A 13,809-nucleotide genomic window follows, 5' to 3' on the forward strand; every position below is an offset into this window, starting at 1 on the left:
GCTTCAACGAAACGCGACTCACAAGTGAAGGCGCAGGCGGCGGCCCTCACCCCAGTTGAAACACCGCCACCTTCTGCTCATAGCCGCGCACCTCGACCTCCCCAAGCGACACCGCATCGTCGCCGTCCTCGCCCAGCGCCTCGCGGACCGCCGCCGAGATCAAGAGCTGCGAGCCGAACTCCTTGTTCAGCGCCTCCAGCCGGGAGGCGAAGTTCACGGTGTCTCCGATGACAGTGTATTCCTTGCGCCGGGGCGAGCCGATATTGCCGGCGACGACCTCGCCGAAATGGATGCCGATTCCGATTCTGAGCGGCCAGCTCGTCTGCGCGTTGATGCGCGCCATCGCGGTCAGCATCTCGCGGCCCGCGGCGACCGCGCGGTGCGCGGCGTCGGAGGTCTCCAGCGGCGCGCCGAACAGGGCCAGAAAGCCGTCGCCCAAAAACTTGTTCACGATGCCCCCCTCGCGGTCGAGAATGTCGACCAGGACGGCGAAGGCGCCGTCGAGCCGGTCGACCACCTCCTGCGGGGTGCGCGACTGCGCGCCGGCGGTGAAGCCGCGGAAATCGACGAACATCACGGCGACGCGGCGGAGGTCGCCGGCGACGCTCGTCCCCGCCGCCATCAGCCGCTCCACGACCTGTGGCGACACGTGCTGACCGAACAGGTTGGTCACCCGGTCGCGCGCGGTCGCTGCGGCAATGCTTGCGGCGAACTGGCGGCGGAGCTGCGCACCGACCGCGCCTGCAAGCACGCCGCAGATCAGGATGATGGTGCTTCGAACCGCGTGGAAATAGATCTGCGGCTCGCCGCTCCCGCTCGCGGGATCGAAGATCAGCGCCACAGCGAGCAACTCACCCGCAGCGACGAAGCCGGTGAAGGTGGACAGCCAGAAGTCGAGCCGCAGGGTCGAGAGGATGACGAAAATGAAATAGATCAGCGGCACGACGAAGCCGAGCGCCTGGCTCGCGCCCATGCTGCGGATCTGCAGGATCAGGATGACGGTCGGCAGCGAGGTCTCGATCAGCGCGCCGATATAGCGCCGGATCACCGGCAGATCGCGGTCGAGCTTGAGGTTTCGCCTGATCTGGCTGTGGACCCAGACCTCGAACAGGATGAAGCCGGTCAGGAGACCATAGACCTCGGCAAGCCCCTCCGTGCCCCGCCAGACCCGCTGCACCACGGAGGAATTGACGAGGTAGATCGCGGTGAGGAACACGACGATGACGCAGCCCGTCGTGATCAGCGCCCTCACTCGCACGAGCTCGGTGCGCAGCACCTCGCGCGTCAGCTCGCGCTCGAAGTCTTCGGACATCACGGCATGCTGCCGGGCCTTCCTGCTCGCAAAACTGACCATTCCGCCCCCTTGATTCCAGGGGCATCTTGCCTCAATCCAGCGTGCGGCGGAAGCGCGTCACGGCGATGGTCATGGCGAGCAGCATCAGGACCGCCAGCGCCAACGCGTCGAAACGCAAATTTTGCATGCTCGCACCCTTCAGCATGATGGCGCGGACGATGCGCAAATAATGCGTCAGCGGCAGGCACTCACCGACATATTGCGCCCAGGCCGGCATCCCGGCGAACGGGAACATGAATCCGGACAGCAAGATGCTCGGCAGGAAGAACATCATCGACATCTGCATCGCCTGGAGCTGGTTTTGCACCAGCGTCGAGATCGTGTACCCGATCGCCAGATTGGTCGTGATGAAGAGCGCCGAGAGCAGCGCCAGCAGGAACAGATTTCCGAGCACCGGCACGCCAAACAGGCCGACCCCGATGCCAATGATGAGGAACGCCTGCACGAACCCGACCAGCACGTAGGGAATGATCTTGCCGAACATCACCTCGACCGGCTTGATCGGCATCGACAGCAGGCTCTCCATCGTGCCGCGCTCGACCTCGCGCGTGACCGAGAGCGCGGTGAAGATCAGCATGGTCATGGTCAGGATGGTGCCGACGAGGCCCGGCACGATGTTGAGGCTCGACGCGGCGGCGGGGTTGTAGCGGGCGTGCGCGCGGATCTCGAACGGCATCTCCGGGGGATCTCCGATGTAGAGATCGTGCTTGAGTGCGGTCTGCACGACCATGCCGAGCGAGCCGATCGCCGCGCTCGCCGCCACTGGATCGGTGGCGTCAGCCGCGACCAGCAGCGCCGGCTTATCGCCGCGCCGCACTGCCCGCTCGAAGCCGCGCGGGATCTCGACGCCGAACAGAACCTTGCCGGATTTCAGGAGATTGTCGAAATCTTCGACGTCGTGGACTTCGTAGAGAAAGCGGAAATAGGCGGTGTTCTCCAGCGCCTTCAGGATCGAGCGTGCGAGATCGGAATCCTCCTGAAGCAGCACCGCGCTCGGCAGATTGTGCGGCGTGGTGTTGATGGCATAGCCGAACAAGAGCAGCTGCATCACAGGCAGCATCACGATCATCGCAAATGACACGCGGTCGCGCTTGAGCTGGATGAACTCCTTGATCAGCATCGCATAGGAGCGCCTCCAGAAGCCGAAGCGCTCCCGGATCGCGTGCTGGGGTTCAGGATGATCGACCGCGCTCATTGGAAATTGTCCTTGGAACGGCTCATCAATTCGATAAACACGTCTTCCAGTGACGGCGATGATTTGTGCCAATGCAGTCCGCTTTTTTCGCGCCACGGCGCGATGCTGGCCTCGAGCGCGGCGACGTCGCGGCCGGAGACGTGCAGCGACGTGCCGAACGGCGCCACCATGTCGATTCCCGGCTTGCCGGTGAGCGCAGCCGTGAGCTCGTTCAGGTCCTCGCCCGTCACGGTGTAGGTCGTCAACGCGGATTTCGCGATCACCTCGTCCACGGTGCCATGCACGAGCAGATGGCCATAGGCGATATAAGCAATCTCGTGACAGCGCTCGGCCTCGTCCATGTAGTGGGTCGAGACCAGCACGGTGAGACCGTCGGCCGCGAGTGCATGAATCTCGTTCCAGAAATCGCGCCGCGCTTTGGGATCGACGCCGGCGGTCGGCTCGTCGAGCAGCAGCAGTTTCGGACCGGGCAATGTGCAGGCACCTAGCGCCAACCGCTGCTTCCAGCCGCCGGAGAGTTCGCCCGCGAGCTGTTCCTCGCGCCCCGAGAGCCCGATCCGCTTGATCATGTCGCGCGCGGCGCCGCGGGCGTCGGCAAGGCCATAGAGCCGCGCGACGAATTCGAGATTCTCGCGCACCGACAGGTCCTGATACAGGCTGAACCGCTGGGTCATGTAGCCGACCTGGCGCTTGATCTTTTCGGCGTCCTTCAGGATGTCGTAGCCGAGGCAGGTGCCCTCGCCGCTGTCGGGTGTGAGCAGGCCGCAGAGGATGCGGATGGTCGTCGTCTTGCCGGAGCCGTTCGGCCCGAGGAAGCCGTAGATCGAGCCGCGTTTCACCTGCATCGACAGATCGTGCACGACCTCCCGGCCGCCGAACGACTTGGTCAGGCCCTTGACGTCGATCGCGATGCCATTGCCGCTCATCGTTTGTCCGCCACCGGAGTTTTTGGATTGAGATAGACGTCGATCGGCTGTCCGACGCGCAAGGCGTCGGGACGCGAAGGCCGCGCCTGGATCAGATAGACGAGCTTGTTGCGCTCCTCGAGGCTGTAAATGACAGGCGGCGTGTATTCGGCCGAGGTTGCGATGAAATAGATCTTTGCGGTGAGATCGGCGGCGCAATTGTCGCACGCGATCCGCACCGTATCGCCGATCGCAAGCTTCGGCAGCTCGGTCTCCGGCACGAAGAAGCGCAGCTTCATGTTGCCGGGCGGCATGATCGAGAGCACGGGCCGCTGGGCCGCCACCATCTCGCCCTCGCGAAAATAGATCTGCTGGATGGTGCCGGCGACCGGCGCAAAGCCCTTGCGCCGCGCCATCCGCGTCTCCGAGGTCGCCACCCGCGCCTCGGCGACGCGCAAGGCGGAGACGGCCGAGTCGAGATTGGCCTGCGTGCCCGAGCCGGTCTTGCTCAGCGAAGCCGCGCGATCGTAGGTTTGCTGCGCATTCGCCAGCGTCGCCTTGTTCTGGTTGAGATCGGCAAGCTGGAGATCGTCGTCGACGGAATAGAGGTGATCGCCGACCTTGACCTGATCGCCCTCGCGGACGTTGAGCTTCGTCACGCGACCCGCCTCGTCTGGGCTAACGAAGATCATGTCAGCCTCGACCCAGCCCTGGAAGCCGGGATCACGCTTGTCTTTGCAGCCGGCAAGCCCGGTCGCGAGGACCGCGATCAATGCGAGTACAGAAATTGCTTGCGACGACCTCATGTCGTGCTCCGTTCGCCAAAAATCAAATCGAGATGAACGCGCAGCATGTCCTGCGCGTCGAGCGGCGCGTGCCGCGCAAACAGGCTCTGCCAGATCACCGCGATCATCGCGGGTGCGACCAGGATCTGCGGGTAATGCGCCAGGTTCTTCTGGCGGATCTCGCCGCGGGCGATGCCGAGCTCGATCAGGGCGCGCATGGCGGAGATGCCGCGCGAGACGACCTCGCGGTAGTAGAAGTCGGCCACGGAGGGAAACCGCGGCCCCTCGGCCACGATCAGGCGCACGAGATCGCCGCGCCTGGTGCCGATGACCTCCTTCAGGAAGTTGCTCGCAAACGCCTCGACCAGATCGCGCACCGAGCCCGCCGGTGGCGGCAATGCCGTCAACCGGGTCACGACAGGCACGATCACCGTCCGGACCAGCTCCTCGAACATCGATTCCTTGTCCTTGAAGTGCAGGTAGATGGTGCCCTTGGCGACACCCGCACGCTTCGCGATGTCGTCGAGCCGCGTCGCGGCAAAGCCCCGCGCGATGAATTCCTCCATCGCGGCATCCACGATCGCCGCGCGCCGCTCCGCCGCGCGCGTGGCACGGCTCGGCGCGGACACCGCATCCTCCCCAGCGCGTGAATTGGCCTTCGCGTTGGAGCGAGCTGCGGGCGGCGTGGCGGCTTTGGCGGGTTTCCTGGTCATTGATCGGATATGACTGACCAGTCAGTCATAGTCAAGACAGCGCTACGGACCCAATCTGGTCCACAAATTAGTATTGACTAATTCATTAGCGACGGCTAATCTAATCCTATGATCGAAGCCGCCCCAAATCCCGTTACCACCGTCATGCGCGCCCTCGCGGACCCGACGCGACGCGCCGTCTTCGAACGCGTGTTCGAGAGCACGGAGATCAGCGTCGCTGAAATCACGCGGGGAAGTGGCGTGACGCAAGGCGCGATCTCGCAACATTTGAAGTCCCTCAAGCAGGCCGGCCTCGTCGCCGAGCGTGCCGAGGGCCGCAACGTCTATTACCGTGCCGCGCCGCAAGGCCTCGAACCGCTGGTCTCCTGGATGGACCATTACGGCGTGTTCTGGCGCGAGCGCTTCCAGAACCTGCGTGACCTCTTGAAGGAGATCGACCCGTGAGTGCTGTTGGATTGAAAGCCGAGACAAAAGACATCGTCATCGACGAGGTGCTCCCTCATGCGCCGGAGACGATCTGGAAGGCGCTGACCAGCGCCCAGCTGATCGCGCGCTGGCTGATGCCGCCGACCGGTTTCGAGGCCGTCGAAGGCAACTCTTTCACCTACCAGACCACGCCGGGCGGCGCATGGGATGGTGTCATCCATTGCCGGGTCCTGGAAGTCATGCCGAACCGCCGCCTCGTCTACGCCTGGAAGGGCGGCGATGAGCGCAACATTGGCTACGGCGCGCCGCTCGACACCGTCGTGACGTGGTCCCTCACCCCGGTCGAGGACGGCACGCGGATCCGTCTGGTTCATGCGGGCTTCGTCTTGCCCAGGAACGAATCGGCCTACACGGGCATGAGCGGCGGCTGGAAGAAGGTCGTCCGCCAGCTCGACGAGATCAGCGGCGAAGACAAGTAAGGAGTAATCGCATGACCAAGCCCTATACCGGCGGCTGCGCCTGCGGCGCGATCCGCTATTCGATTGCCGGTGAGCCGCTGTTCAGCAATCACTGCCAGTGCCGGGACTGCCAGCGCGAAAGCGGCAGCGCCCACGGCTCGTACATGACATTCGCACGCGACGGCGTCACGGTGACGGGCGAGGCAAAGCATTGGGACATGGTCGCCAACAGCGGCAACGTGAAGACGCGCGGTTTCTGCACACAGTGCGGCGTGCCTGTGTACATGACCTTCGCGGCACAGCCCGACGTCTTCACGATCCGCGCCGCAAGCCTCGACGAGCCCGCCCGCTACAAGCCGCAGGCGGTCACTTTCGCCGCGCGCGGACATCACTGGGATCGTCTTGACCCTGACCTGCCCAAATTCGCGGGCATGCCGCCGGGGTGAGGCATCGCAGGTGGAAGCGCGCGCAAGACCGCGCGCGTTCACGTCAACTATGAAACTTCAACCCGTCGACGATCTTGTCGATCACCTTGCGCTCCGCGCGCATCGCGAGACCGACGAGATTGAGATCGGTGCGCGCCACTGCCCTCACCACCTCGCGGTTGGCGGCATCATGAGTGGTCTTGAACATGTCCTCGGTATAGACCGCCGGCTTGACGTTGCGCGTCAGGGCCCGATCGAGCGCGCGCGTCAATGCGGGACCGTCGGCGCCATAGATCAGGATCGGCTGACCGATCAGCGCGTGATATTTCGTGCCCGACGCGTCCTCATAGGGCTCGCCGATGCATTCCGGAAAGGCCGCGGCGATGCCGCTGGTGAGGAAGGCCGCGACGTTGAGCTTCTGCCAGGCTTGAAGATCGGTACGAATCACGATGGCGATCTTGGTATCGAACTGCATGCAACTCCCCGACTGTCATTCCGGATTCGATGCTACGCACGATCGGAATGACTGCAACAGGAATCAACCCTTGGCGTCGCAGGCCCAGGCGCGGATCACGCATTCCTTGCCGCCGTATTTGTAGCATTCGCGCGTGGCGGCATTGAGCGTGGTCGAGATCTTCGGCTTGACGGCATAGCCATAGGCGCCGCAGGGATTGGAAAGATCGACCGACATCGCGGCGCAGGCGCGCTTCATCGTCACGGTCGTGCAATCGCCCTTGCACTGCTTCTGCGCCGCCGCACGGGCTTCGTGCTCGGCGCCATAATCAAAGGCCTGGCCGTAAGCGCCGCACTTGCCGACCGCAAATGCACCGGCGGCATGCGCATCCGTGATATGGCGAGCGCCCGCGATGCAGACGGACAGCGCAAAGAAAAACATCGCGCAACGGCGCGCGACGACGTTCGAAGCCATGGAAAAACACCCCTCCCCCCAAGGCAGGTGAAGGTGACTGTAAGCGGCGGTTGTTTCCAGATGGTGAACGGGGCGTTGAATTGAGGCCTGGGCGTGCCGCAGGGTGGCAAAGCGACGCGTGCCTACCAATCAAACACCACCGTGTCGAGGGATGGTGGGCACGGCGCTGCGCGCCTTTGCCTACCCTACGAACCGCTATCCCCGCCGTGCCGCTTCCAATGCCTGCGGCGTGTCGATGTCGAGGAAGGCGCTCTCGCCGTCGACCGGCACTTCGGCGACGGCCTCGGTGTGCTTGGCGATCAGATGGCGCGCGCCGACATCGCCGTCGAGCGTCATCAACTCCTTGAAGAAGCGGCGCGACCACAGCACAGGGTTGCCGCGGCGACCTTCGCTGACGGGCACGACGATGAGATTGCCGCGGTCCGGTGCGAACGCGTCGATGAGACGGTCGATCAGGCCGGCGTCGATCAGCGGCATGTCGCCGAGGCAGACCACGGCGCCGTCGGACGCCTCGGGAACGGCCGCGATGCCCGCCTTGACCGAGCTTGCGATGCCGCCGGCAAAATCCGGATTTTTGACAAAACGCACCTTCAGGCCCTGCAAGGCTTGTTCGATCAGCTCGGTCTGATGGCCGGTGACGACGATCACCTCGGACGCCTTGGAGGCCAGCGCCTGCTCGGTCGCTATTCGCACCAGCTTCTTGCCATCGAGCTCGGCCAGTAGCTTGTTCGGCCCACCCATCCGGGTCGAGCGGCCTGCTGCGAGCACGATGACCGCGACCTGGTTGTTGCCCTCGATCTCCGGTTTTGCGCGCGGCTGCGGGCGCGTGACGATCTCCATCAGGAGGCCGCCAACACCCATGCCCATCAGCTCGGACCGCGTCACCTTGATGCCCGCGAGCAGCCGCATCAGCACCCAGTCAAAGCCGTTCTCGACCGGCGAGCGCGCGCAGCCGGGCGCGCCCAGCACCGGCACGGCGCCGGCCCGGGCAATCAGCAGCAGGTTGCCGGGATCCACCGGCATGCCGAAATGCTCGATCTCGCCGCCGATGCCGGTCACGGCCGCAGGGATCACGTCGCGGCGGTCGGCGATCGCGGATGCACCGAACACGATCACGAGCTCGGCGCCAAGTCCCAGCAGTTCCTTGATCGCAGCCGACAGCGCCTGCTCCTCATGCGGAACCCGCCGCTCCGCGATGATGCCGGCTCCGGCTGGCGCCAGCCGCTCGGCGGTGACCCGCAACGTCTTGTCGATCACCTTGGAGGACAGGCCGGGCAGCAGCGTCGAGACCACGCCGACGCGCTTGATGACGTAAGGCGCGATCTTCAGAACGTCGCGACCCGCGGCCTTCACCGCGGCATCACGCAAGTTTCCTTTGACGCCGAACGGGATGATCTTGACGGTGCCGACCATCTCGCCCTCGACCACCGGCTTGTAGGCGGAGAGCGTGGCAAAGGTAATGGCCTCGTCGATATTGTTGATGCGGTCCACCGCGGCGCGATCGATCACCAGCACGCCTGGCTGCGCGGCGAACAGATTGGCCCGGCCGGTGAAGGCGCGCTCGACATGGATGCCCTCGCCGCCGACCGCGAGCGCGATGCTGGCGGCAGCGATGTCCTCGGAGACATCGCCCTCCTCCATCCGCACCACCACAACGTCCTTGATGCCGGCGCGCTCCAGCGCCTCGACCTCGGCCGGGCCGATCGTCGTGCCCTTTTTCAGCACCAGCGGTCCCTGGCGCAGGGTGTGGACGGTCACCCCGCCGATCGCATCCCTGGGACTCGCCGGGCCGAACTTCATGCGGCTTCTTCTTTTTCTTTGGGCGGCAGGCGAAGCACCGCCGTGATCTCGGCCATGATCGAGACCGCGATCTCGGACGGCGAGACCGCGCCGATCGCAAGCCCGATCGGCGCGTGGATGCGCGCGATGTCAGCCTCCTTGGCGCCTTGCGCCCGCAGCCGGTCGCCGCGCTTGGCGTGCGTCTTCCGCGATCCGAGCGCGCCGATATAGAAGCAGTTGCGCTCGAAGGCGTGCAGCAGCGCGGGATCGTCGATCTTGGGATCGTGCGTTACCGCGACGAAGGCCGTGTAGGCGTCGACGTTGAGCAGCGGCAGCGCCGTGTCGGGCCATTCCGCGACCAGTGGAACGTCGGGGAAGCGCTCGGGGCTCGCAAAGGCCGTGCGCGGATCGACCACGGTGACGTCGTAGCCGAGCGAGCGCGCCAACGGTGCCAGAGCCTGGCTGATATGGACGGCGCCGACGATGACGAGCTTTGCGGTCGGCGCATAGACGTTGAGGAAAAGCTTCTTGCCGCCGGCTTCGACGCTGGCGCTTTTGCCCATGCGAAGCTGCTTGTCGAGCTCGGCGCCTAATGGATCCTTGGCAAAATCCTTGGCCTTCACCAGGCGCTGCTCACCACTCTCGGTGTCGGTGACCAAAATCACCGCGCGGCGCGCGGCGCGCTCGGTATTGAGTTCGTGCAGGATCTCGAGCTTCACGGCTAGCCGACTTTCTCGACGAAGACGCGGATGGTGCCGCCGCAGGACAGCCCGACATTCCAGGCAGTCTCGTCGGCAACCCCAAACTCCAGCATCCTGGGCTTGCCGCTCTGGATCACATCCATGGCCTCCGTGACCACGGCGCCCTCGACGCAGCCGCCGGAGACGGACCCCAGGAACGTGCCCTCGTCGTTGATGACTAGGCTCGAGCCCGCCGGACGCGGTGCCGAGCCCCAGGTCTCGACCACGGTGGCGAGCGCGACGCCACGGCCGGCCTTCTGCCAGTCCTCCGCCGCCTTCAGAATATCCTCGTCGCGATCGAGCATGGCTACCTCTCAGGCTGCGGAGCGGATCAAGCTGCGGTGATGCGGCGGCAGCGGCCGGGAGAGCGTGGTGATCAGCTCCTGGATCGAGCTCAAATTATGTACCGGACGGAATTCGTCAACGTGCGGCAGCATCATTTTGATGCCCTGGGCCTTGGCCTCGAAGCCGCCAAACCGCAGCAGCGGGTTGAGCCAGATCAGCCGCCGGCAGGAACGGTGCAGCCGGTCCATCTCGAAGGCGAGCTTGGAATCGGCTTCCCGCTCCAGCCCGTCGGAGATCAGCAGCACGATGGCGCCCTGGCTCAGCACGCGCCGCGCCCACAATTTGTTGAAATTGTGCAGGGAGGCCGAGATCCGCGTGCCGCCGGCCCAGTCCTCGACCGAGGCCGAGCAGCTCGCCAGCGCCTCGTCGGGGTCGCGCTGGCGCAGCGCCCGGGTCACGTTGGTGAGGCGAGTGCCGAATAGGAACACCGAGACACGTTTTCGCGCGTCCCCTATGGCATGCAGGAAATGCAGGAACAGGCGGGTGTACTCGCTCATCGAACCCGAGATGTCGAGCAGCGCGACGATCGGCGCCGGTTTCTCGATCCGCCCGAGGCGATGGATGTCGATGATGTCGCCACCGGTGCGCAAGGACGCGCGTAAGGTGCGGCGCAAATCGAGACGAAGCCCGCGCGCATCAGGCCGGTGCCGGCGCGTCAATAGCTCGGCCTGCGGCAGCCGCATCCGCTCGACAGCGCGGAGCGCTTCGGTGATCTCAGCCGCGCTCATCTGAGCGAAATCCTTCTTCTGAAGGATTTCCTTGTCGGAGACCGACAGGCGCAAATCCTGCTCCTGGTGCTGCGGCGTCTCCGTCATGCGAGGCTGCGACATCGCCTCCTGGACGCGGCGGGAGCCGGCCTGCGGCTTCTTCTTGGCCTGCTCCGGCAACGGCACCGAATCCAGCATGTGCTTCCACTCTTCCGACGCCCGGAAGAACAGGTTGAAGGCCTGTTTGAAGATCAGCGCATGTTCATGGCGCTTGACGAAGATCGCCTCCAGCGTGGTGAAGACGTCGGCGCGGTGGCCGATGTCGATCACCTCAAGCGCGCTCATGGCATCGATGACCGCACCCGGCCCGACCGGCATGCCGGCCGAACGCAGCGCGCGGGCGAAGCCCACGATGTTGTCGGCGAACTGCTCGGTCTGCTCAGGCGCAAGGTGGTTGATGGCCATGGTCTTTCCTCGCTCCGTCATTCCGGGGCGTCGCGAAGCGACGAACCCGGAATCCAGAGATTGTGGCGCGAGATTCTCAGGTGCGCAATTGCGCACCAGAGTTCACGCTCCCGCGCGCCCCGGAATGACAAGTTACTCGCTCGTCGCGTCCTTCAGCACCTTCTGCAAGGTGTCGCCCTGCATCCGCGTGATGTCGTCCTGGTATTTGAGCAGCGCGCCCAGCGTGTCGCCGACCACTTGCGGGGTCAGCGAGCGGGCGTCGAGCTCCGACAGCGCAGTGGCCCAGTCGATGGTCTCGGCAACGCCCGGCGATTTGTAGAAATCCTGATTGCGTAGCGCCTGGACGAAGCGCACGACCTGCTGCGACAGTTTCGCGGAGATGCCCGGCACGCGCGACTTGACGATCGCGAGCTCACGATCGGCATCGGGATAATCGACCCAGTGATAGAGACAGCGCCGCTTCAGCGCGTCGTGGATTTCGCGGGTGCGGTTGGAGGTGATGATCACGATCGGCGGATGCGGCGCCTTCACGGTGCCGAATTCGGGAATCGTCACCTGGAAGTCGCTGAGGATTTCGAGCAGATACGCCTCGAACGCCTCGTCGGCGCGGTCGAGCTCGTCGATCAAGAGCACCGGCGGTCCCGCAACGTCGGGCTCCAGCGCCTGCAGCAGCGGCCGCTTGATCATGTAGCGGTCGGCGAAGATATCGGAGGAGAGCTGATCGCGATCGGTGTCGCCGGCGGCTTCCGCCATCCGGATCGCGATCATCTGCGCGGCGCTATTCCATTCGTAGACCGCCGAGGAAACGTCGAGGCCTTCGTAACACTGTAGACGGATCAGCTTCCGCCCCAAGGCCGCCGACAGCACTTTTGCGATCTCGGTCTTGCCGACGCCGGCTTCGCCTTCCAGAAACAGCGGCCGGCCCATGCGCAGCGACAGATAGGTCACCGTGGCCAGCGATCGCTCGGCGAGATAGCCGCGCGACGTCAGGAGTTCGAGCATCGAATCGACCGATGCCGGCAATACAACTGAAGTATTGGCACCGGACGTATTGGCCGCTGAGGTCATGAAAAAGCCAGTCTCGCTACGCCCTCACCGGGGACAAGTTTGGGCCGAGGCGTGAGGATCACTCACTCCTTGGCGTTGGCGGCGTCGAGGGCACGCCGCGTCAGCACGCCGATGAGGTGCGCGCGGTATTCGGCGCTGCCATGGATGTCGCTGTTGAGGCCGTCCGACGGCACCTCGATGCCCTCAAGCGCCTTCGCGGCGAAGCGCTTCTTCAGGGCTTCCTCGAATGCGGTGACACGGAACACGCCTTCGGAGCCGGCGCCGGTGACCGCGACCCGCACGTCGGAGGGACGCCGCGCCACGAACACGCCGACCAGCGCGTAACGCGAGGCCTGGTTGCGGAACTTGATATAGGCCGCCTTCTTCGGCAGCGGGAACATCACCTTGGTGATGATCTCGTCGGCTTCGAGCGCCGTCGTGAACAGGCCCTGGAAAAACTCCTCCGCCTTGAGGCGGCGCTTGTTGGTGACGATGGTGGCGCCGAGCGCAAGCACGGCAGCCGGATAGTCCGCTGTCGGGTCGTTGTTGGCGAGCGAGCCGCCGATCGTGCCCTTGTGGCGCACGGCGGGATCGCCGATCTGGCCGGCCAGGTTCGCGAGCGCCGGGATCGCCTCGCCGACGATGGCGGAGCTTGCGACCTCGGCATGCCTGGCGGTGGCACCGATCACGAGCGCGCGGCCCTTCATCTCGATCGTGTTGAGCCCATCGATGTGGGAGAGGTCGACCAGATGCGGCGGGCTGGCGAGGCGCTGCTTCATGACGGGAATCAGCGTGTGGCCGCCGGCGATCACCTTGGCGTCTTCGTTCTTCACCAGGAGGTTGGCGGCCTGCCGAACGGTCCCGGGGCGATGGTATTTGAAATCGTACATCTGAATGTCCTGATCGCAGAGTGCGCGCGAGGTTTACGCGAGATCGGATTTCGCCATCGCCTTGGCGCCGGCGGAGATCGAGGTGACGATGTTCTGGTAGCCGGTGCAGCGGCAGAGATTGCCTTCCAGCTCCTCGCGGATGGTGTGGTCGTCGAGCTCGTTGCCCTTGCGATGGACGATGTCGATCGCGGTCATGATCATGCCGGGCGTGCAGAAGCCGCACTGCAGGCCATGGTGTTCGCGGAAGGCCTCCTGCATCGGATGCAGCGGCGCGCCGTCGGCGGCCAGGCCCTCGATCGTCTTGACCTCGTGGCCGTCGGCCATCACGGCGAGCGTGGTGCAGGACTTCACGGCCTTGCCGTCCAGATGCACGACGCAAGCGCCGCACTGCGAGGTGTCGCAGCCGACATGGGTGCCGGTGAGCCGCAGATTCTCGCGCAGGAACTGCACCAGCAGGGTGCGGGGATCGACATTGGCCGTGACAGGATTGCCGTTCACGATGAGGGAGATTTTTGCCATAAACACTCTCTATCAGCGCCCCGACGGGTCCCGTCGAAGCGGTTCTTATATTTATTCCAACCCATCATATGGGCCATTATGCCCCGGGGCAACATCACCCGGAATGCAAGGCGCCATGACAAAACGCG

The 13,809-nt window shown here is 64.8% G+C and carries 17 protein-coding genes; 3 read left to right on the plus strand and 14 right to left on the minus strand.

The genetic code is table 11. The features are described from left to right. Window positions 1–46: 46 nt before the first annotated feature. Genes IVB42_RS17665 through IVB42_RS17685 form a run of 5 tightly spaced genes read right to left on the minus strand, consistent with a single transcriptional unit; the run spans window position 47 to window position 4,952 of the window. The gene (locus tag IVB42_RS17665) at window positions 47–1,354 is read right to left on the minus strand and encodes an adenylate/guanylate cyclase domain-containing protein (protein ID WP_085351070.1); all 1,308 of its coding nucleotides are present in this window, start codon (window positions 1,352–1,354) and stop codon (window positions 47–49) included. A 31-nt stretch (window positions 1,355–1,385) separates the two neighbouring features. Beyond that, window positions 1,386–2,549, minus strand: coding sequence for an ABC transporter permease (locus IVB42_RS17670; protein WP_247337369.1), 1,164 nt, complete (start codon window positions 2,547–2,549; stop codon window positions 1,386–1,388). Next, on the minus strand, window positions 2,546–3,475 hold the full coding sequence (locus IVB42_RS17675) for an ABC transporter ATP-binding protein (RefSeq protein WP_247470687.1): 930 nt from the start codon (window positions 3,473–3,475) through the stop codon (window positions 2,546–2,548). The genes IVB42_RS17670 and IVB42_RS17675 overlap by 4 nt, the downstream gene beginning before the upstream one ends. Continuing rightward, window positions 3,472–4,260: an efflux RND transporter periplasmic adaptor subunit gene (locus IVB42_RS17680; RefSeq protein WP_026232982.1), complete on the minus strand. Its 789-nt coding sequence runs from the start codon at window positions 4,258–4,260 to the stop codon at window positions 3,472–3,474. The genes IVB42_RS17675 and IVB42_RS17680 overlap by 4 nt, the downstream gene beginning before the upstream one ends. Then, complete coding sequence (locus IVB42_RS17685; RefSeq protein ID WP_018455593.1) at window positions 4,257–4,952, minus strand: TetR/AcrR family transcriptional regulator; 696 nt, start codon at window positions 4,950–4,952, stop codon at window positions 4,257–4,259. Before IVB42_RS17685 ends, IVB42_RS17680 begins: the two co-directional genes overlap by 4 nt. Window positions 4,953–5,060: 108 nt before the next feature. Between IVB42_RS17685 and IVB42_RS17690 the strand changes: the two genes are divergently transcribed. Genes IVB42_RS17690 through IVB42_RS17700 form a run of 3 tightly spaced genes read left to right on the plus strand, consistent with a single transcriptional unit; the run spans window position 5,061 to window position 6,282 of the window. Next, window positions 5,061–5,396 (plus strand): metalloregulator ArsR/SmtB family transcription factor, encoded by a 336-nt coding sequence (locus tag IVB42_RS17690; protein ID WP_018455592.1) that lies wholly within the window; start codon window positions 5,061–5,063, stop codon window positions 5,394–5,396. Continuing rightward, complete coding sequence (locus IVB42_RS17695) at window positions 5,393–5,857, plus strand: SRPBCC domain-containing protein (protein ID WP_247297309.1); 465 nt, start codon at window positions 5,393–5,395, stop codon at window positions 5,855–5,857. The genes IVB42_RS17690 and IVB42_RS17695 overlap by 4 nt, the downstream gene beginning before the upstream one ends. An 11-nt stretch (window positions 5,858–5,868) precedes the next feature. Beyond that, entirely contained in the window at window positions 5,869–6,282 is a 414-nt protein-coding gene (locus IVB42_RS17700; protein WP_018455590.1) for a GFA family protein, read from the plus strand. A gap of 43 nt (window positions 6,283–6,325) precedes the next feature. Here the strand turns inward: IVB42_RS17700 and IVB42_RS17705 are convergent, their stop codons facing one another. From IVB42_RS17705 to IVB42_RS17745, 9 genes are all read right to left on the minus strand, one after another. Next, complete coding sequence (locus tag IVB42_RS17705) at window positions 6,326–6,736, minus strand: DUF2000 family protein (protein ID WP_018455589.1); 411 nt, start codon at window positions 6,734–6,736, stop codon at window positions 6,326–6,328. Between the two features lie 63 nt (window positions 6,737–6,799). Then, window positions 6,800–7,189, minus strand: a complete 390-nt coding sequence (locus IVB42_RS17710) for a DUF4189 domain-containing protein (RefSeq protein WP_018455588.1) — start codon at window positions 7,187–7,189, stop codon at window positions 6,800–6,802. Window positions 7,190–7,384: 195 nt separating this feature from the next. After that, window positions 7,385–8,989 (minus strand): molybdopterin-binding/glycosyltransferase family 2 protein, encoded by a 1,605-nt coding sequence (locus IVB42_RS17715; protein WP_018455587.1) that lies wholly within the window; start codon window positions 8,987–8,989, stop codon window positions 7,385–7,387. Further along, a complete protein-coding gene (locus IVB42_RS17720) occupies window positions 8,986–9,687 on the minus strand; it encodes an XdhC family protein (protein ID WP_018455586.1) in 702 nt (233 codons plus the stop codon). Before IVB42_RS17720 ends, IVB42_RS17715 begins: the two co-directional genes overlap by 4 nt. A 2-nt stretch (window positions 9,688–9,689) precedes the next feature. Further along, entirely contained in the window at window positions 9,690–10,013 is a 324-nt protein-coding gene (locus IVB42_RS17725; RefSeq protein ID WP_007602422.1) for an XdhC family protein, read from the minus strand. 9 nt (window positions 10,014–10,022) lie between these two features. Then, on the minus strand, window positions 10,023–11,225 hold the full coding sequence (locus IVB42_RS17730; protein WP_085361694.1) for a VWA domain-containing protein: 1,203 nt from the start codon (window positions 11,223–11,225) through the stop codon (window positions 10,023–10,025). Between the two features lie 132 nt (window positions 11,226–11,357). Then, window positions 11,358–12,293 (minus strand): MoxR family ATPase, encoded by a 936-nt coding sequence (locus IVB42_RS17735; RefSeq protein WP_026232979.1) that lies wholly within the window; start codon window positions 12,291–12,293, stop codon window positions 11,358–11,360. A gap of 62 nt (window positions 12,294–12,355) precedes the next feature. Beyond that, complete coding sequence (locus IVB42_RS17740; protein ID WP_247470691.1) at window positions 12,356–13,162, minus strand: xanthine dehydrogenase family protein subunit M; 807 nt, start codon at window positions 13,160–13,162, stop codon at window positions 12,356–12,358. A 33-nt stretch (window positions 13,163–13,195) separates the two neighbouring features. After that, window positions 13,196–13,681 (minus strand): (2Fe-2S)-binding protein, encoded by a 486-nt coding sequence (locus tag IVB42_RS17745; protein WP_007602418.1) that lies wholly within the window; start codon window positions 13,679–13,681, stop codon window positions 13,196–13,198. Window positions 13,682–13,809 lie beyond the last annotated feature (128 nt).

Origin of the sequence: Bradyrhizobium sp. 45, from assembly GCF_023073155.1 — a bacterium.
GTDB classification, from domain to species: domain Bacteria; phylum Pseudomonadota; class Alphaproteobacteria; order Rhizobiales; family Xanthobacteraceae; genus Bradyrhizobium; species Bradyrhizobium canariense_D.